We start from the raw sequence: 21,291 nt of genomic DNA on the forward strand, positions 1-21,291 counted from the left end.
CGTCGCGAACCCGGGCCGACACCGCCGCCGGAGGCGTACCGTCCACCGACTGGCCCACAATGAACCGGTGAACGACCTCGCTCCCCTCCTCACCCCCGAGGGCCGCGCCCTCCTCGACGCGGTGCGCGGCACCGCCCCCGCCGACGAACTCGCCGTCGCCACCCGGCTGCGCCGCGAGCATCCCGCCGAGCTGGTGTCGGCGGCGCTCGGGCAGGCGCGGCTGCGGCAGCGGGCGGCGGCGAAGTTCGGGGCCGCGGACGCCGAGCGGATGTTCTTCACGCCGAACGGGGTCGAGCAGTCGACGCGGGGGAGCGTGGCGACGTATCGGGCCGAGCGCTTCCGGGCGCTGGGAGTACGGTCCGTCGCCGACCTGTGCTGCGGGATCGGCGGGGACGCGATCGCGCTGGCGCGGGCCGGGATCCGGGTGCTCGCCGTGGACCGGGATCCGCTGACGGTGGCGGTGGCACGGGCGAACGCCGAGGCGCTGGGGCTCGCCGGACTGGTGGAGGTGCGAGAGGCGGATGTCACGGGGGTGGAGACGGCCGGATACGACGCCGTGTTCGTGGATCCGGCGAGGCGTGGCGGTCGCGGCCGGGTCTTCGATCCGGAGGCCTACTCGCCGCCGCTGTCCTGGGCGGTCGAGGCCGCGCGTTCGGCACCGCGCGCCGCCCTGAAGGTCGCCCCCGGCATCCCGCACGAAGCCGTCCCCGTCGATGCCGAGGCCGAGTGGATCTCGGACGGCGGGGACGTGAAGGAGGCGGTGCTGTGGTTCGGCACCGGGGCGGGGGCCGTGCGGGCGACGCTGCTGCCGGGGCCGCGGACGCTCCTGGGAAGGGGGCTGCCGGATCCCCAGGTCCGGCCTGTCGGACGGTACTTGTACGAGCCCGACGGCGCCGTCATCCGCGCCCATCTGGTCGCCGAGGTCGCCGAACAGCTCGACGGCGGGCTGGTCGACGCCACGATCGCGTACGTGACCTCCGACGAGCTGCGGCCGACGCCGTACGCCTCCGCCTACGAGATCACCGACCGACTCCCCTTCAACGTCAAGAAGTTGAAGGCGCTGCTGCGCGAGCGGGAGGTCGGGATCCTGACCGTGAAGAAGCGGGGGTCGGCGGTCGAGCCGGAGGAGCTGCGAAAGAAGGTCAAGCCCCAGGGCCCCAACTCGGCCACCGTGTTCCTGACGCGGGTCGCGGGGTCGCCGACCATGCTCCTCGGGCATCCCGCCTGACGAGCACCTGGTCAGGGCAGCGGCTCGATCCTGTGGCTGGGCAGGACCCGCACGCGTGCCCGGCGGCTTACGGCATAGGCGGCGGCGTACGCGTCGTCGTAGGGGGACCCCAGGCCGTCCACCGGCGTGATGAGTCGCAGCAGCAGGGCAACGGTCTCCGGGTCGTCCGCCTCCTCGCCGACCGATCTCAGGAGTTCCCCGTAGCGGAAGGCGAAGAATCCGGGGTTCTTCGGCAGGTGGTCCCGGCCGTAGCGGAGCACGGCATGCACACGCGAGCGCGGGACCCGCGCGGGAGGATTGTCGGGAAAATGGTCGGGGTCGCTCCTCAAGTGGACCAGCAAAGCGTCCACCGCGGCTTCCGGAGCGAACGCTTCGAGCCATGAACGCGCGGCCCGGCCCGCGTCATCGAGCGGTTCCGTTTCCGTCCCGTAGGACGAGACGGCCCTGTCGAAGAAGTGCTGGGCCATGCCGATGTCCCCGTACGGCTCCAGCAACCTGCCGAGACGTCGGGAGATCTGCCGCGACCAGATCCGTACGAACTCCGGGCCCCTTTCGTACGACAGGTCCGGTGGGAGGGAGCCGTCCAGAATGGCGGTACGGACGATGTCGAGGCGGAGCGGCGTGCCCCAGGCCGCCGAGGTGGCGGCGGCCGCCACGCGGACGTGCACGTCGGGGCTTTCGAGGAGCGCTTCGAGCTCCGTGGCGGTGCCCGGACTGTGGTCGAGGCATTCGAGGGCCAGCCAGCGCAGTTGCCACGCCGCGGCGGTGTCATCCGCGAGCGCGAGCAGGGCGTCACGCTGTGCCCGGCCGTGCAGCTTGTCGGTGAACTCCGTCAGGGCGACCATCAGGGGGATCTTCTGGAACTCCGTCGCCCGTGGCGACCGTGCGATGTCGAGGAGAACGCCGGCACCGCGATCACCGGCGCTGTCCAGATAGGCTCCGGCCAGAGTCTGGCGTTCGAAGCACCAGTCGTTGTCACGCATCAGCAGCTCCAGTAGCCGCTCCTGCGTCCCGGGATCCCTCACCTGGGCCAACGCATCCCGCACCCCTTCGATGGCCAGCTGGGCGAAATCCCACTCCGCGACGGCGTCAGCCGCGCGCAGAACGACGTCGGCGGGCACTCCGGCGGCACCGGCAGCCCTGATGAGCATGCCCGTCTGAAGGGCGACCGTGTAGGGATCGCTGGAACCGTGGCGCCGCTGAGAGCTCAGCACCTCTTCCAGTTCGCCCAGAAGCTTGGGGGCGGCGGCCTCCACACGGAGTGTGCCCAGCGCACTGATGATCTGCTGACGCAAGGTACCCGTCCGCTCGGACTGCAGAGCGAGCACTCCGAGCAGCCGCTCACCCACCCTCCGGCCGCCGTGGAGCGCCAGTGCGTCCACGAGCGCCCTCCTCGTGGCCAGGTTCCGGCTGTCGTCGCCGACGCACGCGAGCACCTCGCTCAGCTGCGGTTCCGACCCCACCACCCCGACGATCGCCTGTGCCGCGCGCTGCCGCTCGTCCTCGTAGGGCGACCGCTCCAGCAGGTCCCACACCGTCCGGATGATCTGCTGCCGCAGCCGGACGTCGGCGACCCGTGGGCTGCCCGTCAGACAGCGCGCCGCCAGCAGCAGGTCGTTGTGGAACAGATCGTCGTGCCGCAGGCGCAGGACCATGGCGTCGCCTCCGCGGGTACGCCGCCGCCCCGGCTTCAGCCGGAGCACCCCCAGCAGCAGCCCCGTGGCATCCGGCAACGCCCCTGCCAGCAGCAGGATCACCTCCTCCCACCACGGGTCGTACCGCGCCGCCACCGCCCGCTCGATGCCCGCCGACCCCCGCTCCAGCAGCGCGACGGCCGCGAAGTGCTCCTGCAGGGTCAGGTGCAGGAATCCGTACCATCCGTGGGCCTGCGCCTTGAGCAGGCCGTACTGGGCGGCGATCTCGTCGAGGATCGCCCGGTTGTCGGTGCGGGGCAGGTCGATCGTCGGGAGGAAGTCCGCGATCAGGCCGAGCAGGTCGTCCTCGGGGAAGTAACGCTGCCCACGCTGGTGGTAGAGCCAGGCGATCTGCTTGAGGAGGTCCTGTTTGCGGTCCGTCGTGAAACGGCTGTACCGGGTGATCTTCCGATGCGCGTCCCACTCGCGCAGCAGGACCTCCACGCACCGGCGGTAGAGAGCGGCACGGCGTTCGGGAAGCTCCAGGTCTCGCTCGTAGACGATGGCGATCAGACTGAGCAGCAGGGGGTTCGCGGCGAGCGTCTGCAGGCGGGCGTTGGCGGACAGAGCCCGGACGAGACCATCGCGGCGGTGGTCGCGCTCGCCGAACCAGTTGGCGATGAACGTCTCGATCTGCGGCCACTCGAAGTCCAGCGCCTCCAGCACCTGGAACTGGGGCAACCCGCCCTGCCAGCCGTGCCGACGGCAGGTCGTGACGATCAGGGCCCTGGGGAAGCGGGTGGTAAGCCAGGTCAGCTCCTCGGTGACGCGGTGGTAGGCGCCCGCCGCCGCCTCGGCGCTCTCACCTCCCAGCACTTCGTCCAAGCCGTCGAGCAGCAGGGCCAGCGTGCCATCGGTCAGCTTCTCCTCCACATACTCCCGGGCGGCCACAAACCCCTGCTGCCCCCGCAAGAGCGTGGTGAGGTAGCCGAGCAGGGAGTCGTACCCGCTCTCGACGAACCGGAACAGCTCGACGTACGCGGGGAGTTCGGGCAGAGACTCGCCCTCCGACTGCGTGGCCATGCGCAGGGCCAGGTGGCGGAGCATGGTGGTCTTCCCGGCGCCCGGGTCTCCCACGACGACGATGCGCTGATAGCGCTGGAGGGCGTCGATCGGTGCGAAGGTGTGGGACGCTGCCGTCCGGTCGGTGGCGAAGGCCTCGCTGCGGGTACGGTCCTGTGCGCTTGCCGCACGGTTCTGGGCGAGTTCGTCCTCGCGCACGAACCGCAGCGGCTGCTGCTCCTGCACTCGGACCTGGACGTAGAGGCGGTCCAGGCGCAGCGGGCGGGACATGTCGAGAATCTTGAGCGTCGACAACTCCCGCACGAGCCGGGCGCGATAGGCGGCCATCTCCGCGGCCAGGTCGTCGCGGTCGGCGGCCGGCTGATCGGACGCGGGGGCCCGCTCCTGTTCCGCCTCCTGGGCCGCACGTCTGCGCTCGCGCTCGGAGACGCGCTGTTCGTGAGCCCACTCCTGTTCCTTCAGGCTCAGGTCGGCCGTGAGCTGAAGCTGGATCTTCTCCTTCTCCAGCCTCATCTTCTCGTTCTCCAGCCGCCTGGTCCGCTGCGTCTGCCAGACCGCGACCGCGCCCGCGATCATCGCGACCACCACTGCGCCCACGGCTGTAATGACCGACGCGCCGTCCAGCGCGAGGTTCTGCCCCGCGGCGGCTCGAGCAGCCTGAAGCGACACCGCCATTCCCCGAATCCCCCCGGTTTCTCATGCTCTGATCCCCCGTCGATTCTGGCAGCGCTCGCCGCTCGCCGGACCCGTTTGGAGCGGATCAGTCGGCGTCGGCCGCACGGTTCAGCAGCAGCTTCCGTTCCTGTTCGTTGTGGGTCAGCGAGGCGGCGCGTTCGAACTCCGCCTTCGCCTCTGCCCTACGGCAGAGCCGCAGCAGCAGATCCCCGCGGACGCTGGGCAGCAAGTGGTACTCCCGCAGGGCGGGTTCGGCGGCCAGGGTGTCGACGATCTCCAGGGCCGGCCCCGGTCCCAGCGCCAACGACACGGCGACCGCGCGGTTGAGTTCGACGACCGGGGACGGGGCGCGGGCGGCGAGCAGGGCGTACAGGGTGGCGATCTTCGGCCAGTCGGTCTCCTCGTAGGAGTACGCCATGGCGTGGCAGGCGGCGATCGTGGCCTGGAGGACGTACGGGCCGGGGGCGCCGGTGGCTGTGGCACCGGCGCGGTCGAGGGCGGTGATGCCGCGGGCGATGAGCATGCGGTTCCAGCGGGCGCGGTTCTGGTCCTTGAGGAGGACCGGTTCGCCGTCGGGGCCGGTGCGAGCGGCCGCGCGGGATGTCTGGAACTCCAGGAGGGCGGTCAGGCCGTGGACCTCCGGTTCCTTGGGCATCAGGGCGGACAGTACGCGGGCCAGCCGTAGGGCGTCCTCGCACAGGGCGGGGCGCAGCCAGTCGTCGCCCGCCGTGGCGGCGTATCCCTCGTTGTAGATCAGGTAGATGACCTCCAGGACCGAGCCGAGGCGGGCCTCGCGGTCGTGGCCGTAGGGCACCTCGAAGGCGACGTTCTTCTTCGCGAGGGTGCGCTTGGCGCGGACGATGCGCTGGGCGACCGTCGGCTCCGGCACCAGGAAGGCGCGGGCGATCTCGGCCGTGGTCAGGCCGCCGAGCAGACGCAGGGTGAGGGCGGTGCGGGCCTCGGCGGACAGGACCGGGTGGCAGGCGGTGAAGACCAGCCGGAGCAGGTCGTCGTCGATGTCGTCGGGGTCGGCGGGCTCCTCCGGCGGGGCCACGTCCGACAGGTCCCGGCCCATCTCGGCCAGCTTGCGGGCGTAGTTCTCCCGGCGGCGGATCAGGTCGACGGCGCGGCGGCGGGCGATGGCCATGAGCCAGGCGCCCGGATTGTCGGGCGCCCCGTCCCGCGGCCACTGCTCCAAGGCGGCGACGAGCGCGTCCTGCGCCAGTTCTTCGGCGATCCCGACGTCCCGGACGATACGGGCGACACCGGCGATGATGCGCGGCGACTCCACGCGGAAGACGGTCTCGACGGTGCGGCGGGGGTCGGTGGCGGACGGTCGCGGGCCCTTGGAGGGCCGCGGGTCTTTGGGGGGCTGTGCGCTCACAACCCCCCATGCAACACCCGTGGAACCCCTGGGCCAAGGAGGACTCAGCCCTCGGCGATCTGCCGGACCTCGCAGGTCACCGTCCAGTGCTCTTCGTGGATCCTCAGGAACCGCTTGGTCCACTCGATCGCCTCGGCCATGTCCTTGGCCTGCAGGATCGAGTACCCCCCGATGACCTCCTTGGTCTCGGTGAAGGGCCCGTCGGTGACGGAGATCTGCCCGCCCTCGTAGTGCACCCGGTTGCCCTGGGCGGTCGGGGTGAGCCCGGCGGTGTCGAGCAGGACCCCGGCCTTGGTCATCTTCTCGATCAGCTCACCCATCCGCCGCATCAGCTCGGGGCTGGGGCCCTGAGCGGCGGCCGACTCGTCGATGCGGACCATGGAGAGGTAGCGCGGCATGGTGACTCCTCGTGTCGTACGTGTCGCATGTGTCATACGTGTCGTACGTGTCGTACGGCCGGGCTCTTCCCGGCCTCTCACCCCTGCGTCGAACGGGAGACCCCCGGATCGACACGCTCGCCGGATTTCTTCGAAGAATCTTCTCGGATCACCGCAGTGACGCCCACAACTCCCTGGCCTCCGGCTCGTCCGCCACCACCCGGTTCCGGTCCGACGGCGCCGGCAGCACCGGCATCGTCACCGTCGTCACCCCGTCCGTCGGCAGACCCCGCAGGCTCTCGCCGAGGCGTATCAGCTCGGTCAGGGAGTCGAGGCCGGTGTCGGTGGTGAGGCTGCCGGTGACGGCGTCGGCGACCCGGTACAGCTTGGCGGGGTCGGACAGCAGGTTCGTCGCGGAGATCTGCTCCAGCAGCGCCTTCACCAGCTTGTGCTGGAGGCCTATGCGGCCGAGGTCGCTGCCGTCGCCGATGCCGTGCCGGGTGCGGGCCAGGGCGAGGGCCTGCGCGCCGTCGAGGTCATGGGTGCCGGCCTCCAGCTTCAGGTGGCTGTCCTCGTCGTCGATGTCCTCGTCCGTGGTGACGGTGACCCCGCCGAGCGCGTCCACCAGCCGCGCGAAACCGGCGAAGTCGATCTCGATGTAGTGGTCCATGCGCACGTCGGTGATCGACTCGACGGTCTTGACCGCGCACACCGGCCCGCCCACCGAGTACGCGTTGTTGAACATGGAGTTGTACGCCACCGACGTCGACCCCCCGGACGGCAGCGGGCAGGACGGGCGGGTGACGAGCGTGTCGCGCGGGATGCTGACCACGGTCGCCTTCGTACGGCCCGCGTCGAGGTGCACGACCATCGCCGTGTCGGAGCGGGCGCCCTCGCTGTCGCCGCCGCCGAGTGCCTGGTTCTCCTTGCCGCTGCGCGAGTCCGAGCCCAGGACCAGGATGTTCAGGGACCCGGTGGGCAGCGGCGAGGCGGAGACCGTACCGGACGGGGTCGGTGTCGTCACCGCCTTCGGCGGGCGGTCGTCGCCGAGCGCGTTGTTGATGTCGACGCTCTTGATGTTGCTGTTCAGGTGCCAGTACGCCCAGCCCGCCGCGGCGGCGCCCAGTACCAGTGCGCCCGCGAGAGCGAGACCGGCGGCCTTGAACGCTCTCGACCGCCGGCCCCTTCGTCTGCCCTCGTCGCCGTTCTCCGCGTGTCCGGTCACGAGAGGAACGTAAGTCCGAATTATTAGGAGAGTGTTAGGGACGAGATCGCGAGACTGTTTTCTTCGGAAATTCTCATACTTCTCCGGCCCCACTCACCCCAGGGTCACCGCCGGCACCGGATTGCTCCCGCTCCACGACCCGTTGAACCCGAAGGTCACCGACCCGCCGTCGGGAACCGTCCCGTTGTACGAGGCGTTGGAACAGGTGACCGCCGCCCCCGACTGCGTACAGGTCGCGTTCCAGGCCTGCGTGATCCGCTGCCCCGCGCCGAAGGTCCAGCCGGCCTTCCAGGACGACAGCGAGGCACCCGAGCAGGCGATCCTCACCTGCCCCGTGAAGCCGGTGTTCCACTGACTGGTGACGCTGTACGTCGCCGTACAGGCATCCGTCGGCGGTGTCGTGGTCCCGCCGAGGGATTCGGCGATCGCGTGGTAGGCCGGTTTCGGCGCGTAGTTCTCGTCGTACGGCGTCGCCGCGCCCTGACCCGGGAAGGTGTCCGGGATCCAGGAGTCGGAGTCGGTGAAGCCCCAGACGGTGACACCGACGCACCGCGTCACCGCCACACACGCCGAGAGCACCGACTTGTAGTCGGTGGCCTGTTGCGTCAACTTGGCTTCGGTCGCCGGGAGTTGCATCCGGATGTCCAGCTCGGTGATCGCCACGTCCACGCCGAGGTCGGCGAAGCGCTGGATGTTCTGCTGGAGCGTGGACGGGACCTGACCCAGGATCAGATGGGCCTGGAGACCGACCCCGTCGATCGGGACGCCGCGCTCCTTCAGGGACTTGACCAGGTTGTACAGGGCGGTGCTCTTGGCGTTGACGCCCTCCACGTTGTAGTCGTTGATGTAGAGCTTCGCGGACGGGTCGGCGGCGCGGGCGGCGGTCAGGGCCTGGGCGATGTAGTCGGCGCCGAGGCCGTTGTACCAGAGCGTCTGCCGGTAGGTGCCGTCCTCGTTGAACGGCTCGTTCACCACGTCCCAGGTGGCCAGCCGGCCCTTGTAGCGGCCCACTTCCAGTGCGATGTGGTCGTTCATGAGCTGGCTGAGCTGGGCAGGGGTCCAGCTGCCGTTCGTCAGCCAGCTCGGATTCTGGCTGTGCCAGACCAGAGTGTGGCCGCGCACCTGCTGGCCGTGGGCCTCGGCGAAGTCGACGATTGTGTCGGCCTCGGCCCAGTCGAAGTTCCCCCGGGTCGGTTCGACCGAGCCCCACTTCATGGCGTTGCCCGGGGTGAGCGCGTTGAACTCGCGTCCGGCGATCTCGCCGTAGGTGCCGGTGAGTTTGGAGCCGGTGACCGCCGTGCCCATGACCTTGCCCTTGGCGTCGGCCAGGTCACGCAGGGGTGCGTCGGCGGCGTGCGCCGCGGGTGCGGTGACCAGCAGCGTGCCCAGCATCGCGACGCCGCTCAGGAGTGATGCCAGGGATAAGCCCGTTCTCAGAGATCTCATTGCGGGTGCCTCCGAAAGTTTCGGTTGAACAACCGACTGGCTTCGGAGCAGTGTGGGGGGACTCACCACACCCGTCAATACAAGAACACGCCTACCTCGGCGGCGCCCCCGTACTCGCACGCACCACCAGACTGGTCGCCAGCTCCACCCGCGTCGCCGTCGGCGTCCCCTCCTCGCGCCCGAGGTCGAGGACCAGTTTGGCGGCCGCCTCCGCCATCTCCGTCAGCGGCTGCCGTACGGTCGTCAGCGGCGGCCCCACCCAGGGCGCCACCGGCAGATCGTCGAACCCGACCACGCTCAGGTCCTCCGGGATCCTGAGCCCCAGCTCGCGCGCGGCCTCGTACAGCCCGAGCGCCTGGAGGTCGTTGCCGGCGAAGACGGCGGTGGGCCGGTCCGGGCGGCGCAGCAGTTCCAGGCCGCGCCGGTAGCCGGCCTCGTGGTGGAAGTCGCCGGCCGCGACCAGCTCGGGGTCGACCGGCAGCCCGGCGGTCTCCAGGGCGGCCCGGTAGCCGTCGATCCGGGCGCGGCTGCACATCATCCGGGAGGGCCCGCTGATCGCGCCGATCCGCGTGTGCCCGAGCTCGACCAGATGCCGGGTGGCGGCGAGCCCGCCCTGCCAGTTGGTGGCGCCGATCGAGGGCACGTCGGCGCCCGGGTCGCCGGCCGGGTCCATCACCACGAACGGGATGGAGCGGCTGTTCAGCAGGGCCCGCTGGGACTCGTCGAGGCCGGACAGCACAAGGATCACGCCGTGCGGCCGACGGGCGGCGACCTGGTCGGCCCAGGTCCGCCCCGGCGTGAGCCGCCCGGCGCTCTCGCTCAGCACCACGCTCAGCCCGGCGTCCCGGGCCACGTTCTCCACACCCCGGATGACCTCCATCGCCCAGGCGCTCTCCAGCTCGTGGAAGACCAGGTCGATCAGGGGCGAACGGCTCGCCTCGGCGCGGCGACGCCGATAGCCGTGGGCACGCAGGAGCCCTTCCACACGGCTGCGGGTCGCCGGGGCGACATCGGCACGACCGTTGAGGACCTTCGAAACTGTCGGCGCGGACACGCCGGCCTCACGGGCGATCTCGGCGAGCGTCGCGGTCTGCGCGGACCGTCCTGCCGTCGGCCCTGTCGACTGCGTTGTCCGGGTTTCACCGGGCTCCGGGGGTGTCATGGCGGCGATCGTATCCCTGCACGGCCTCTTGACGAACCCTTCTCTCCGCCCTAGGTTCCCAAAACATTCGAATCGTATCTCGAAACATTCGCGAGAGGGCCATCCACCCCGACAGGAGTTTCATGACCACCGCGCCCTGGCGTGACCCCGCCCTGCCCGCCGCCGCCCGCGTCGACGACCTCCTCTCCCGGATGACCCTGGAGGAGAAGACCGCCCAGCTGTACGGCGTGTGGGTGGGCGCCACCACGGACGGCGACGAAGTCGCCCCCCTCCAGCGCGAAATGACCGCCGATTACGACTGGGAAGAGCTGATCTCCCAAGGCCTGGGCCAGCTCACCCGCCCCTTCGGCACCGCTCCCGTCGACCCGGCGCTGGGCGCGCAGGCGCTGGCCCGCGCCCAGCGCCGCATCACCGAGGCCGGCCGCTTCGGCATCCCCGCGATCGCCCACGAGGAGTGCCTGGCCGGCTTCACGGCCTGGCAGGCGACGGCCTATCCGGTCCCGCTCGCCTGGGGCGCCACCTTCGACCCCGCCCTGGTCGAGGAGATGGCCCGGCGTATCGGCCACGACCTGCGCTCGGTCGGCGTCCACCAGGGCCTCGCCCCGGTCCTGGACGTCGTACGGGATCCGCGCTGGGGCCGGGTGGAGGAGACCATCGGCGAGGACCCGTACCTGGTCGGTACGGTCGCCGCCGCCTACGTCCGCGGCCTGGAATCCACCGGCATCATCGCCACCCTCAAGCACTTCGCCGGGTACGCCTCCTCTGCCGGCGCCCGCAACCTGGCCCCGGTGCGGGCCGGGATCCGCGAGTTCGCGGACGTGACGCTCCCGCCGTTCGAGCTGGCCCTGCGCGAGGGCGGCGCCCGCTCGGTGATGGCCGCGTACACCGACACGGACGGCGTCCCGGCGTCCGCGGACCCCACCCTGCTCACCGAACTCCTGCGCGAGCAGTGGGGTTTCACCGGCACGGTGGTGGCCGACTACTTCGGCGTCGGCTTCCTGCAGACCCTGCACCGGGTGGCGGGAACCGAGGCGGAGGCCGCCCATGCGGCGCTGACGGCGGGCATCGACGTGGAACTCCCGACGCTCAAGTGCTACGGCAAACCGCTGCTGGAGGCGGTCCGGACGGGCGAGGTCCCGGAGTCCCTGATCGACCGGGCGGCCCACCGGGTCCTGCTCCAGAAGTGCGAACTGGGCCTGCTGGACGAGGGCTGGGAGCCGGAGCCGACCGGGGCCGTCAACCTCGACTCGGCCGCGAACCGCGCACTGGCCCGCCGCCTCGCCGAGGAGTCGGTCGTCCTGCTGGACAACCCGGACGTCCTGCTGCCGCTGGCCCCGGACACTCGTATCGCGGTGGTCGGCCCGAGGGCGGCGGACGCGTTGGCGATGCTCGGCTGCTACTCCTTCCCGTCCCACGTCCTCGCCCACCACCCCGAGGTCCCGACGGGCATCGACATCCCCACCCTGCTGGACTCCCTCCGGGCCGAACTCCCGGACGCGAAGGTCACGTTCGCGGAGGGCTGCGGGGTCTCGGACCCGGACACCGCTGGCTTCGAGGAGGCGGTGGCGCGGACGGCCGAGGCGGACGTGTGCGTGGCGGTGCTGGGCGACCGGGCGGGCCTGTTCGGGCGGGGCACGTCGGGGGAGGGCTGCGACGCGACGGACCTGCGACTTCCGGGCGCGCAGGCGGAGTTGCTGGACACGTTGGTGGGGACGGGAGTCCCGGTGGTCCTGGTCCTGCTGACCGGCCGTCCTTACGCGCTCGGCCGCTGGGACGGCCGCCTCGCCGCCGTCGTCCAGGCCTTCTTCCCGGGGGAGGAGGGCGGCCCGGCGGTCGCGGGAGTGCTGTCAGGCCGCGTGAACCCGTCGGGGAGGTTGCCGGTGAGCATTCCCCGGGTCCCCGGCGGCCAGCCCTGGACGTACCTCCAGCCCCCGCTGGGCCTGCGGGTCGAGGTCAGCAACCTCGACCCGACACCGCTGTACCCCTTCGGCCACGGGCGCGCGTACACGGACTTCGTGTGGGAGGACTTCACGGGCGGCACCGAGCCCGCGGAGATCGGCACGGACGGTTCGTACGACCTCTCGCTGACGGTCCGCAACGCGGGCGACCGCACGGGCGCCGAGGTCGTCCAGCTGTACCTGCACGATCCGGTGGCATCGGTGACCCGGCCGGATGTCCGCCTGATCGGTTATCAGCGCGTGGAGCTGGCGCCGGGGGAGACGAGCCGGGTGACCTTCCGCTTCCACACAGATCTCTCGGCGTTCACCGACCGCTCAGGCCGGCGGGTGGTTGAGCCAGGCGCCCTCGAACTACGGTTGGCGGCGTCCAGCGCGGACGTACGCCACACGGCACGGCTCAGACTCACCGGACCTCTCCGGGTGCTCGGCCCCGACCGGAGGTTGCGGTGCGGGACGGAGGTGTCGGGGGTGGCGTGATCCGGCACGGCGAGTTGCTGCTGGAGCTCTCGGTCAGCCGTCGGCCACCGGCTCGAACCGCCACCGATGCACCGCCCGGGTGACCAACTCAGCGTCTGGCTCGGGCAGTTCGGGCAGCTCGGCGTCGTATGGCGCGTCCCACCAGGTGATGACCAGGACCCGGTCCTGCGGCGCCCGGAAGGTCTCCCGGCGCAGGGGCTTCCCGGAGAGCTCCTGCGCCCGGATCCAGGCCAGCAGCTCCCGCCCCCGCCCTTCCACAGCCCGGGCCTCCCACATCAACGCGACCGTCACGAGTACAGGTTCTCCTTGCTGACCTCGTGCACGTGATCGTGGCCGGGGACGTGCGGTTCCGTCACCGGCAGGGACGAGTCCGCCGGCAGGTCCCAGCTGGACGCGGGCCGGTTCCGCGCCACCATCTCCGCACCCAGCGCGGCCACCATCGCCCCGTTGTCCGTGCACAGCTTGGGCCGCGGCACCCGCAGCCGGATCCCGGCCGCCTCGCACCGCTCATCGGCCAGCGCCCGCAGCCGCGAGTTGGCGGCCACGCCGCCGCCGATCATCAGGTGGTCGACGCCCTCGTCCTTGCAGGCCCGTACGGCCTTCCGGGTCAGCACGTCCACGACCGCCTCCTGGAAGGAGGCCGCCACATCACGCACCGGGACCTCCTCCCCCGCCGCCCGCTTCGCCTCGATCCAGCGGGCCACGGCCGTCTTCAGGCCGGAGAAGGAGAAGTCGTACGCGGGGTCGCGCGGGCCGGTCAGACCGCGCGGGAACGCGATGGCCGAGGGATCGCCCTCGCGCGCGTACCGGTCGATGACCGGCCCGCCCGGGAAGCCCAGGTTCAGCACACGGGCGATCTTGTCGAAGGCCTCCCCCGCCGCGTCGTCGATCGTCGCGCCCATCGGCCGTACGTCGGAGGTGATGTCCGAGGACAGCAGCAGCGACGAGTGCCCGCCGGACACCAGCAGCGCCATCGTCGGCTCCGGCAGAGCGCCGTGCTCCAGCTGGTCCACGCAGATGTGGGAGGCGAGGTGGTTGACGCCGTAGAGCGGCTTGCCCAGCGCATAGGCGTACGCCTTCGCCGCCGAGACGCCGACCAGCAGGGCCCCGGCAAGGCCCGGACCGGCGGTGACCGCGATGCCGTCCAGGTCCCGCGCGCTCACCCCCGCCTCTTTCAGCGCGCGGTCGATGGTCGGCACCATCGCTTCGAGGTGCGCCCTGCTGGCCACTTCCGGCACGACCCCGCCGAAACGGGCGTGCTCGTCGACGCTGGACGCGACGGCGTCGGCCAGCAGGGTGTTGCCCCGGACGATGCCGACGCCGGTCTCGTCGCAGGAGGTCTCGATGCCGAGGACGAGTGGTTCGTCAGCCATGGATCTCGGTTCCTTGTACTGAAGTGGAAGGGTCGGTCAGGCGCATCACCAGGGCGTCCACGTTGCCCGGCTGGTAGTAGCCGCGCCGGAACCCGATGGCCTCGAAGCCGAAGCGCTCGTAGAGCTTCTGGGCGCGGACGTTGTCGATCCGGCACTCCAGCATCACTTCGGCGCAATCGAAGGCCGTCGCGGCCCGCAGCAGCTCGGTCAGCAGCCGTCCGCCGAGACCGGTGCCCTGGTGGTCGCGGGCGACGGCGATCGTCTGGATGTCGGCCTGGTCCCCCGAGGAGGCCAGACCCGCGTACCCCACGATGCGTTCGCCCTGCTCGGCCACCAGGTACCGCCGCGTCGCCTCCGGACCGCGCGCGTGCGCCAGCTCGGACCAGAACATGCCCCGCGACCAGGTGTCCTCGGGGAAGAGGTCCCGTTCGAGTTCGAGCACGGGGTCGATGTCCCACCAGCGCATCTCGCGCAGCCGGGGGGGCACGGTCGTCGATTCGGTCACTTGGGGGTGACCACCTTGTAGTTCTTGGGGACCTGGGCGTCCGGACGGCGGAGGTACAGGGGCCGGGGCGCCGGGAGTTCCTCGCCGGCGGCCAGTCTCTCGGCGGCCAGAGCCGCCATCGCCGCGGCCGACACGTGCTCGGGCTCGTGGGCGCTGGGGAAGGTGTCCGGATACAGCAGCGCGCCCGCGCCGACCGCGGGCAGTCCGGCCACCTGGTCGGCGATGTCGGCGGGCCGGGCGACGGCCGGGTCGGTCAGCCGCGTGCGCGAGTCGGCGTACTTCGCCCAGTAGACCTCCTTGCGGCGGGCGTCGGTCGCCACGACGAAGGGGCCCTTCTCGATGTCGGCCGCGTACGCGAGGCCGTCAAGGGTGCACACGCCGTACACGGGCACACCGAGCGCGAGCCCGAAGGTGTCCGCGGTCATCAGGCCGACGCGCAGCCCGGTGTAGGGGCCGGGGCCGATGCCGACGACGATGCCGGTGACGGCGTCCAGCTTGAGACCGGCCTCGGCGAGCACACGGTCGACGGCAGGCAGCAGCAGCTCGCCGTGCCGGCGCGCGTCCACCTGGCTCGACGAGGCGATGACGTCCGTACCGTCGTGCAGGGCGACGGTCACGGCGGGGGTGGCGGTATCCAGAGCGAGCAAGAGCACGCAAACAGCCTACGGCTCATCAGGCCGCGGCAACGCCGCCCAGGTGAGGCGGTCACCTGCTGCTACCGTCGCCACGAAGCAAGGTGTACGACGACGAGGTGGGCGACCGTGGCAAGCAGCAGCGCCGGATTCGTGACGGGGCTCACCGTGGCGGCCCTCGCGACCGTCGGCTTCCTCGCCTACCAGGCCACGGCGACCGTCCCCGCCGACCTCGGCAAGCCGCGCGCGGGCAGCCCGCCCGCGGTGTCCGCCTCGAAGGCGCCCCGGACCGGGCAGAACCCCGCCGCGCCGCCCGCCGGGTCCGGTACGGGCGAACGGGTCGTGTACTCGGTGGGCAAGGACCGGGTCTGGCTGGTCGGCCCGGGCGAGAAGGTCACCCGCATGTTCGACGTCACCCCCGGCACCGTCGACCCGGCGCCGGGCACCTACACGGTCACGTCCCGCTCGAGCGCGGTGACCGGCACCGACGGCACCCCCATCGTGCACGTCGTCCGCTTCACCACCGTGAACGACGTGACCATCGGCTTCAGCGCGGCGGTCGACGGCTCGATGCCCGTGCCCGACCCGGCCGTGCGGACGGGCGGAATCCGCGAGTCACGGGCGGACGGCCACGCGATGTGGCTGTTCGCGACGGTGGGCGCGAAGGTCGTCGTGATCCGCTAGCCAGGCGCTACGCGGCTTTCGGGTGCTCCGCGGGCCGCTCGACCGTCCCGGGGTCGGGTACGCGCGGCGGCGTCGAGATCACGTGCGCGGCGGCGCACGACGCCAGCAGGTCTCGCATGGATACGCCGGCGACGACCGCATACGGCTGCGGCGGTGACTGCGGCTTGCTCTCGTTGGCCGACATGGACGCCTCCTGAAGTTCGGGGGCGGGCGTAGTTAGGTACACCTAACTACGGACTGGATACCATGTGACCACGGCCAAGACGCCGAACGCAACATCTTGCCGACGCCTTGTCGGAACATTCATGGGTCCGTCCCATTCATGAGTCACCCTCATGAGTCAGGCGGAGCATTCCTGAGTCAGGCGGAGCATTCCTGGAGTCAGGCGGACAGCACGCTCAGGTCCACCGCCGCCCACCGCTCCCCCAGCCCGGTGAGCGTCACGTGCCGTACCTCGTCCGTGGTGTCTCCGACGGCCCGGTGGATGACGACCTCCAGCCGGTCGTCGGTCAGCTCCTCGACCTTGCCCTCGCCCCACTCCACGACGATCACCGACTCGGGCAGCGAGACGTCGAGGTCGAGGTCCTCCATCTCGTCCAGCCCGCCGCCCAGGCGGTACGCGTCGACGTGGACCAGGGGCGGGCCCTCACCGAGGGAAGGGTGCACGCGGGCGATCACGAAGGTCGGGGAGGTGACCGCCCCCCGCACCCCGAGGCCCTCGCCCAGTCCCCGGGTCAGCGTCGTCTTGCCCGCGCCGAGCTCCCCGGTGAGCATCACGAGGTCACCGGCGCGCAGCAGCTTGGCGAGACGTCGTCCCAGGTCACGCATCTGCTCGGGGGAGGTGACGGTCAGTTCGGTCTCAGCCGGGTCGTGCGGTGCTGCTGGTGCTTCCATAACCACTTACCGTAGCCCCTGCGGGCACGGCACCCGCGCGGGTGAGCAGGTCGGCGAGGCGGTCGGTGACCACTTCCGGGTGTTCCAGCATCACCAGGTGCCCGGCGTCCGGCACGAGGACCAGTTCGGCGTCCGGCAGCAGGTCGGCGATGGCCTCGCTGTGCTCGCTGGGCGTGACGAGGTCGCCGACGCCGGCCAGCACGAGCACCGGGACGTCCCCGAAGTGGGCGAGGGCCTCGGCCTTGTCGTGGTCGTTGAACGCCGGGTAGTACTCGGCGACCACGTCGATCGGCGTGCCCTCGATCATCCGCTCGGCGAACCGGGCGATGGCCGGATCGACGTCCCGGGACGAGAAGGAGTACCGCTTGATGATCCCGGCGAACAGATCGGCGGTGGCCCGGCGTCCCTTCTCCACCAGCGCGGCCTGCTGCCCCAGCGCCTTCAGCACCCCCGGCAGCACCCGCCGTACGGCATTGACGCCGGCGACGGGCAGCCCGAAGTTCACCTGGCCGAGCCCTCCGGACGACGTACCGACGAGGGCGACGGCGACGACCCGGTCGCGGATGAGCTCCGGGTACTGGTCGGCCAGGGCCATGACGGTCATCCCGCCCATGGAGTGCCCGACCAGCACGATCGGCCCCTCCGGCACGGTGGCGTCGATGACGGCCTTCAGGTCGCGGCCGAGCTGGTCGATGGTGACCGGTACGCCGTCCTGGACCTGGGACACGCCCCGCCCGGACCGGCCGTGGCTGCGCTGGTCCCAGTGCACGGTCCGTACGACGCCCCTCAGCGCAGCGCGCTGGAAGTGCCAGGAGTCCTGGTTGAGGCAGTAGCCGTGACTGAAGACGACGGTGACCGGGGCGGGGGCCTTGCGGCCGAAGAGGCGGCGCCGGCGGGGTGCCGGTCCGCCCTCGGGTTCGACGTCGTCGACCTCGTAGTACAGCTCGGTGCCGTCGTCGCCGTACGCCTTGCCGGGCGTGCCGCGCAGCGCGCCGTACGGTCCCGCCGAGTCCAGTGCGAGCCGGGCCTTCTGGCGCATGCCGCGGCCGACGGTGAGCCGCTCTATGGCGACGCCGGCGGCCGCGCCCGCGGCCACCACGCCTATCGCGACACCCGCGATGCCGGTCGCCCGGCGCCAGCCTCCGGCCTCCCCCGTGGCGGCCGCGACGGCCGCGGCGGCGTCCCCGACGGCCTCCGCACTGCTCTCGCTCACGTACCGCTCCTCTTCGCCGGACCACTGGGTTCGCCGGGTCGTTGTTCGTTGTTCGCTGTTCGCTGTTCGTGGTGTTGCCGGTGATACCTGTGTTGCCGGTGGGGACGGACTGCTTGCCTCTGTGGGCCCCGTTCGGGTTACCCGTCCCGTCCCGCTCTCACCCGGCGGTTGTTACTCATTCACATAGACGCGGGGAACACGCGTTCCGATCCGGGTGACGATTTCATACGCGATGGTCCCCGCGGCCTGCGCCCAGTCCTCGGCGGTAGGCTCGCCGCGGTCGCCGGGCCCGAACAGCACCGCCTGAGCACCCGGCCCGGGCTCGTCGCCGCCCAGGTCGACGACGAACTGGTCCATCGCGACCCGCCCGGCGACGGTACGCCACTTGCCGTCGACCAGCACAGGGCCGGTCCCGGAAGCGTGCCGCGGAATGCCGTCCGCGTAGCCGACGGGAACCAGGCCGAGGGTGGTCTCGCCCGGCGTGACGTAGTGATGGCCGTAACTGACGCCGTGGCCTCCCGGCACGTGCTTCACCAGCGCGATGGACGCCGACAGCGTCATCACCGGGCGCAGTCCGAAGTCGGCGGGGCTGCCGATCTCCGGGTTGGGCGAGATGCCGTAGAGGGCGATCCCGGTCCGTACGAGGTCGAAGTGGGACTCGGGGAGGGTGAGCATGGCAGGCGAGTTGGCGATGTGCCGCACCTCGGGGCGGACGCCCCGGCCCTCGGCGTACGTCACCATCTCCCGGAAGCGGGTGAGCTGGGCGGCGATGGAGGGATGCCCGGGTTCGTCGGCGCAGGCGAAGTGCGACCACAGGCCGGTGACCCGGACCAGCCCCTCGCGCTCGGCGCGCAGCGCGGCGCCGACCAGTTCGGCCCAGTCCTCGCCCGGCTGGCAGCCGCCCCGCCCGAGCCCGGTGTCGGCCTTGAGCTGCACACGCGCGGGCGTACGGGCGTCGCGGGCGGCCTCGGTGACCTCGCGCAGGGCCCACATTCCGCCGACCGACACGTCGAGCCCGGCCTCGACGGCCTCGCGCCAGGGCCCGCCGGGCGTCCACAGCCAGCACATGATGCGCCCGGTCAGCCCCGCGGCCCGCAGCGCGAGCGCCTCCTCGGGCGTGGCCGTACCCAGCCAGCTCGCCCCCGCCTCGACCGCCGCGCGGGCGCACGGCACCGCCCCGTGGCCGTACCCGTCGGACTTCACCACGGCCATGACGGCCGCCCCGGGCGCATGGGCGCGCAGGGTCCGCACGTTGGCCCGCAGGGCGGCCAGGTCGATCTCGGCACGGGCACGCAGGGGCGCGGTCCGCGGGGCAGCTGTCTCATTCATGGCGCCCCCAGTGTCTCAGAGGGGTCGGACAGTCCCGTGGACGCCTACTTTCCGGGCCTACGGCCCCACACGTACACCTGGTCGCCGGGGACCAGTCGGGGGCCGTGAGGGAAGATACGTCTGCTGATCATGCGATCAGAGAAACGCGGGGACGGCCTGCGGAGGGGGTGACGCGCGGCGGGGTCACCCGTTTTGACGAGGGCCGCACAGGCAGGGTCCAGGGGGCGGAGCCCCCTGGCGGGGCTCACAGGGGCGGAGCCCCTTCAGATGGGACGGGTAGGGGCGGCGGGGGCGAAACCCCTCAGCACCTCCACCCGCCCTCATACCGCCACGACATCCCGCCAAGCCCTCCCCACAGCCGCCGCCACATCACTCGCCCCCACCGGCGCCCCACCCGCCGCGAACCTCCCCGCCAGCCCATGCAGATACGCGCCCACACTCCCCGCGTCCACCGCGGAAAGCCCCGCCGCCAGCAACGACCCCGCCAGCCCCGACAACACGTCCCCACTCCCCGCCGTAGCCAGCCAGCCGGTCCCCGTCGCGTTCACCCGCACCGCCCCACCCCGGGAATCGGCCACCAGCGTCGTCGACCCCTTCAACAGCACGGTCGCCCCGTACCGCCCCGCCAACTCCCGCACCGCCCCCAGCCGAGCCCCCTCGACCTCCTCGCGCGCCACCCCGAGCAACGCCGCCGCCTCCCCGGCGTGCGGAGTCATCAACGTCGGCGCCGTGCGCGCCCGCACCGTCCCGACCTCCGCCAGCCGCAGCCCGTCCGCGTCGATCAGCACCGGCACGTCCGCCGCCAGCACCTCCGCCACGGTCGCCGCGTCCTCCCCGGCCCCCGGCCCGACGACCCACGCCTGCACCCGCCCCGCCCGCTTCGGCCCCTGGTCCGACACGAGCGTCTCGGGAAAACGCGCGATCACGGCGTCCCCGGCGGGCCCGACGTACCGTACGGCCCCGGCGCCGCCCCGCAGCGCCCCCGCCACGGCGAGTACGGCGGCCCCCGGATAGCGCGCGGACCCGGCGGCGACACCGACCACGCCACGCCGGTACTTGTCGCTCTCCACGGCCGGCACCGGCAGCAGCCGGGCCACATCCGCGTGCTGCAACGCCTCCAACTCGGGCTCGGCGGGCAGCTCCAGCCCGATGTCGACGAGCCGCACCGACCCGGCGTACTCCCGCGCCGGATCGATCAGCAAGCCCGGCTTGTGCGTCCCGAAGGTGACGGTCAGGTCGGCCCGTACGGCCGCCCCGTGCACCTCGCCCGTGTCGACGTCCACGCCGCTCGGCAGGTCGACGGCGACGACGGCGGCCCGCGAGCGCTCCGCGGCGGCGGCCAACGGCACCGCGTCCGGCCGCAGTCCGCCCTTCCCGCCGATGCCGACGATCCCGTCGACGACGAGATCGGCCCGGCCGATCAGCTCCTCGACGGCTGCCGTCCCCACCGCACGGCCCCCCGCCCGCCGCAACGCCGCCAGCCCCCCGGCATGGGCCCGTTCGGGCGCGAGCAGCACCGCAGTGACACCCGCACCCCGACGCGCCAGCCGGGCTCCGGCGTACATGGCGTCGCCGCCGTTGTCCCCGCTGCCGACCAGCAGCACGACCCGGCTGCCGTACACCCGCCCCAGCAGGTCCGCGCAGGCGGCGGCGAGTCCCGCGGCCGCCCGTTGCATCAGCGCCCCGTCCGGAAGCCGTGCCATCAGCTCCCGCTCGGCCGCCCTCACCGTCTCCACGCTGTACGCAGTACGCATGGAATCGAGTCTCTCGTAGATCGCGTCTCGTATCAGACGACGAAAGACCGAACACGTCCCACCCATTGACGCTTTGCCACCCCTTTGCCAAACTCACCGCCCCCCACAGGTGAATCGATTCAGTCGAATCGATTCGACGAGAGGACGCACCCGCATGCGACCCAGATCCACACTCCCCGCCCGATCCGCCCGACCCGCCCGCCGCCTGGCCACCGCGGCGGCCGCCGTCGCCCTCCTCACCACCGCGGGCGCCCTGAC

At 71.8% G+C, this 21,291-nt stretch carries 18 protein-coding genes; 3 read left to right on the forward strand and 15 right to left on the reverse strand.

The genetic code is table 11. The features are described from left to right. Nucleotides 1–67 precede the first annotated feature (67 nt). Nucleotides 68–1,228: a methyltransferase domain-containing protein gene (locus CLM62_RS00145; RefSeq protein WP_095747816.1), complete on the forward strand. Its 1,161-nt coding sequence runs from the start codon at nt 68–70 to the stop codon at nt 1,226–1,228. 11 nt (nt 1,229–1,239) lie between these two features. Here the strand turns inward: CLM62_RS00145 and CLM62_RS00150 are convergent, their stop codons facing one another. From CLM62_RS00150 to CLM62_RS00175, 6 genes are all read right to left on the reverse strand, one after another. After that, entirely contained in the window at nt 1,240–4,620 is a 3,381-nt protein-coding gene (locus tag CLM62_RS00150; protein ID WP_095747817.1) for an NACHT domain-containing NTPase, read from the reverse strand. Nucleotides 4,621–4,705: 85 nt separating this feature from the next. Beyond that, nucleotides 4,706–6,004: an RNA polymerase sigma factor gene (locus CLM62_RS00155; RefSeq protein ID WP_095747818.1), complete on the reverse strand. Its 1,299-nt coding sequence runs from the start codon at nt 6,002–6,004 to the stop codon at nt 4,706–4,708. Nucleotides 6,005–6,048: 44 nt separating this feature from the next. Next, nucleotides 6,049–6,402 (reverse strand): YciI family protein, encoded by a 354-nt coding sequence (locus CLM62_RS00160; protein WP_095747819.1) that lies wholly within the window; start codon nt 6,400–6,402, stop codon nt 6,049–6,051. Between the two features lie 148 nt (nt 6,403–6,550). Beyond that, nucleotides 6,551–7,606, reverse strand: a complete 1,056-nt coding sequence (locus CLM62_RS00165; protein ID WP_095747820.1) for an LCP family protein — start codon at nt 7,604–7,606, stop codon at nt 6,551–6,553. A gap of 93 nt (nt 7,607–7,699) precedes the next feature. Next, nucleotides 7,700–9,052 carry an endo-1,4-beta-xylanase gene (locus CLM62_RS00170; protein WP_095747821.1) on the reverse strand — a complete coding sequence of 451 codons (1,353 nt, stop codon included), beginning with the start codon at nt 9,050–9,052 and terminating at the stop codon, nt 7,700–7,702. A gap of 91 nt (nt 9,053–9,143) precedes the next feature. Next, nucleotides 9,144–10,214, reverse strand: coding sequence for a LacI family DNA-binding transcriptional regulator (locus CLM62_RS00175; RefSeq protein ID WP_095747822.1), 1,071 nt, complete (start codon nt 10,212–10,214; stop codon nt 9,144–9,146). Nucleotides 10,215–10,336: 122 nt separating this feature from the next. On the opposite strand from CLM62_RS00175, the gene CLM62_RS00180 reads away from it, so the two are divergent. Continuing rightward, complete coding sequence (locus CLM62_RS00180; protein WP_095747823.1) at nt 10,337–12,649, forward strand: glycoside hydrolase family 3 N-terminal domain-containing protein; 2,313 nt, start codon at nt 10,337–10,339, stop codon at nt 12,647–12,649. Between the two features lie 33 nt (nt 12,650–12,682). On the opposite strand, the gene CLM62_RS00185 is transcribed toward CLM62_RS00180, so the two are convergent. From CLM62_RS00185 to tsaB, 4 genes are read right to left on the reverse strand one after another with little or no spacing between them, the layout of a single operon-like run. Next, nucleotides 12,683–12,940 carry a hypothetical protein gene (locus CLM62_RS00185; protein ID WP_095747824.1) on the reverse strand — a complete coding sequence of 86 codons (258 nt, stop codon included), beginning with the start codon at nt 12,938–12,940 and terminating at the stop codon, nt 12,683–12,685. Next, on the reverse strand, nt 12,937–14,022 hold the full coding sequence (gene tsaD / locus CLM62_RS00190; RefSeq protein ID WP_095747825.1) for a tRNA (adenosine(37)-N6)-threonylcarbamoyltransferase complex transferase subunit TsaD: 1,086 nt from the start codon (nt 14,020–14,022) through the stop codon (nt 12,937–12,939). Before tsaD ends, CLM62_RS00185 begins: the two co-directional genes overlap by 4 nt. After that, the gene (gene rimI, locus CLM62_RS00195; protein WP_095747835.1) at nt 14,015–14,488 is read right to left on the reverse strand and encodes a ribosomal protein S18-alanine N-acetyltransferase; all 474 of its coding nucleotides are present in this window, start codon (nt 14,486–14,488) and stop codon (nt 14,015–14,017) included. Before rimI ends, tsaD begins: the two co-directional genes overlap by 8 nt. A 35-nt stretch (nt 14,489–14,523) precedes the next feature. Then, nucleotides 14,524–15,180 (reverse strand): tRNA (adenosine(37)-N6)-threonylcarbamoyltransferase complex dimerization subunit type 1 TsaB, encoded by a 657-nt coding sequence (gene tsaB, locus CLM62_RS00200; protein WP_095747826.1) that lies wholly within the window; start codon nt 15,178–15,180, stop codon nt 14,524–14,526. Between the two features lie 108 nt (nt 15,181–15,288). Here tsaB and CLM62_RS00205 point away from each other — a divergent pair, with 108 nt between their 5' ends. Beyond that, nucleotides 15,289–15,843 (forward strand): hypothetical protein, encoded by a 555-nt coding sequence (locus CLM62_RS00205; RefSeq protein ID WP_095747827.1) that lies wholly within the window; start codon nt 15,289–15,291, stop codon nt 15,841–15,843. A 7-nt stretch (nt 15,844–15,850) separates the two neighbouring features. Here CLM62_RS00205 and CLM62_RS49635 read toward each other — a convergent pair whose 3' ends face one another. The 5 genes from CLM62_RS49635 to CLM62_RS00225 all read right to left on the reverse strand — a co-directional run bounded on the left by CLM62_RS49635 (nt 15,851) and on the right by CLM62_RS00225 (nt 21,033). After that, nucleotides 15,851–16,027, reverse strand: a complete 177-nt coding sequence (locus CLM62_RS49635) for a hypothetical protein (protein ID WP_179381879.1) — start codon at nt 16,025–16,027, stop codon at nt 15,851–15,853. Between the two features lie 197 nt (nt 16,028–16,224). Further along, complete coding sequence (tsaE, locus tag CLM62_RS00210) at nt 16,225–16,737, reverse strand: tRNA (adenosine(37)-N6)-threonylcarbamoyltransferase complex ATPase subunit type 1 TsaE (protein ID WP_095747828.1); 513 nt, start codon at nt 16,735–16,737, stop codon at nt 16,225–16,227. After that, the gene (locus tag CLM62_RS00215) at nt 16,703–17,950 is read right to left on the reverse strand and encodes an alpha/beta fold hydrolase (protein WP_095747829.1); all 1,248 of its coding nucleotides are present in this window, start codon (nt 17,948–17,950) and stop codon (nt 16,703–16,705) included. Before CLM62_RS00215 ends, tsaE begins: the two co-directional genes overlap by 35 nt. A 171-nt stretch (nt 17,951–18,121) precedes the next feature. Then, nucleotides 18,122–19,279, reverse strand: coding sequence for an alanine racemase (gene alr / locus CLM62_RS00220; protein ID WP_095747830.1), 1,158 nt, complete (start codon nt 19,277–19,279; stop codon nt 18,122–18,124). A 320-nt stretch (nt 19,280–19,599) separates the two neighbouring features. Then, nucleotides 19,600–21,033: an NAD(P)H-hydrate dehydratase gene (locus CLM62_RS00225; protein ID WP_095747831.1), complete on the reverse strand. Its 1,434-nt coding sequence runs from the start codon at nt 21,031–21,033 to the stop codon at nt 19,600–19,602. Nucleotides 21,034–21,291 lie beyond the last annotated feature (258 nt).

This window comes from Streptomyces sp. SA15 (assembly GCF_002291145.1).
GTDB lineage: Bacteria > Actinomycetota > Actinomycetes > Streptomycetales > Streptomycetaceae > Streptomyces.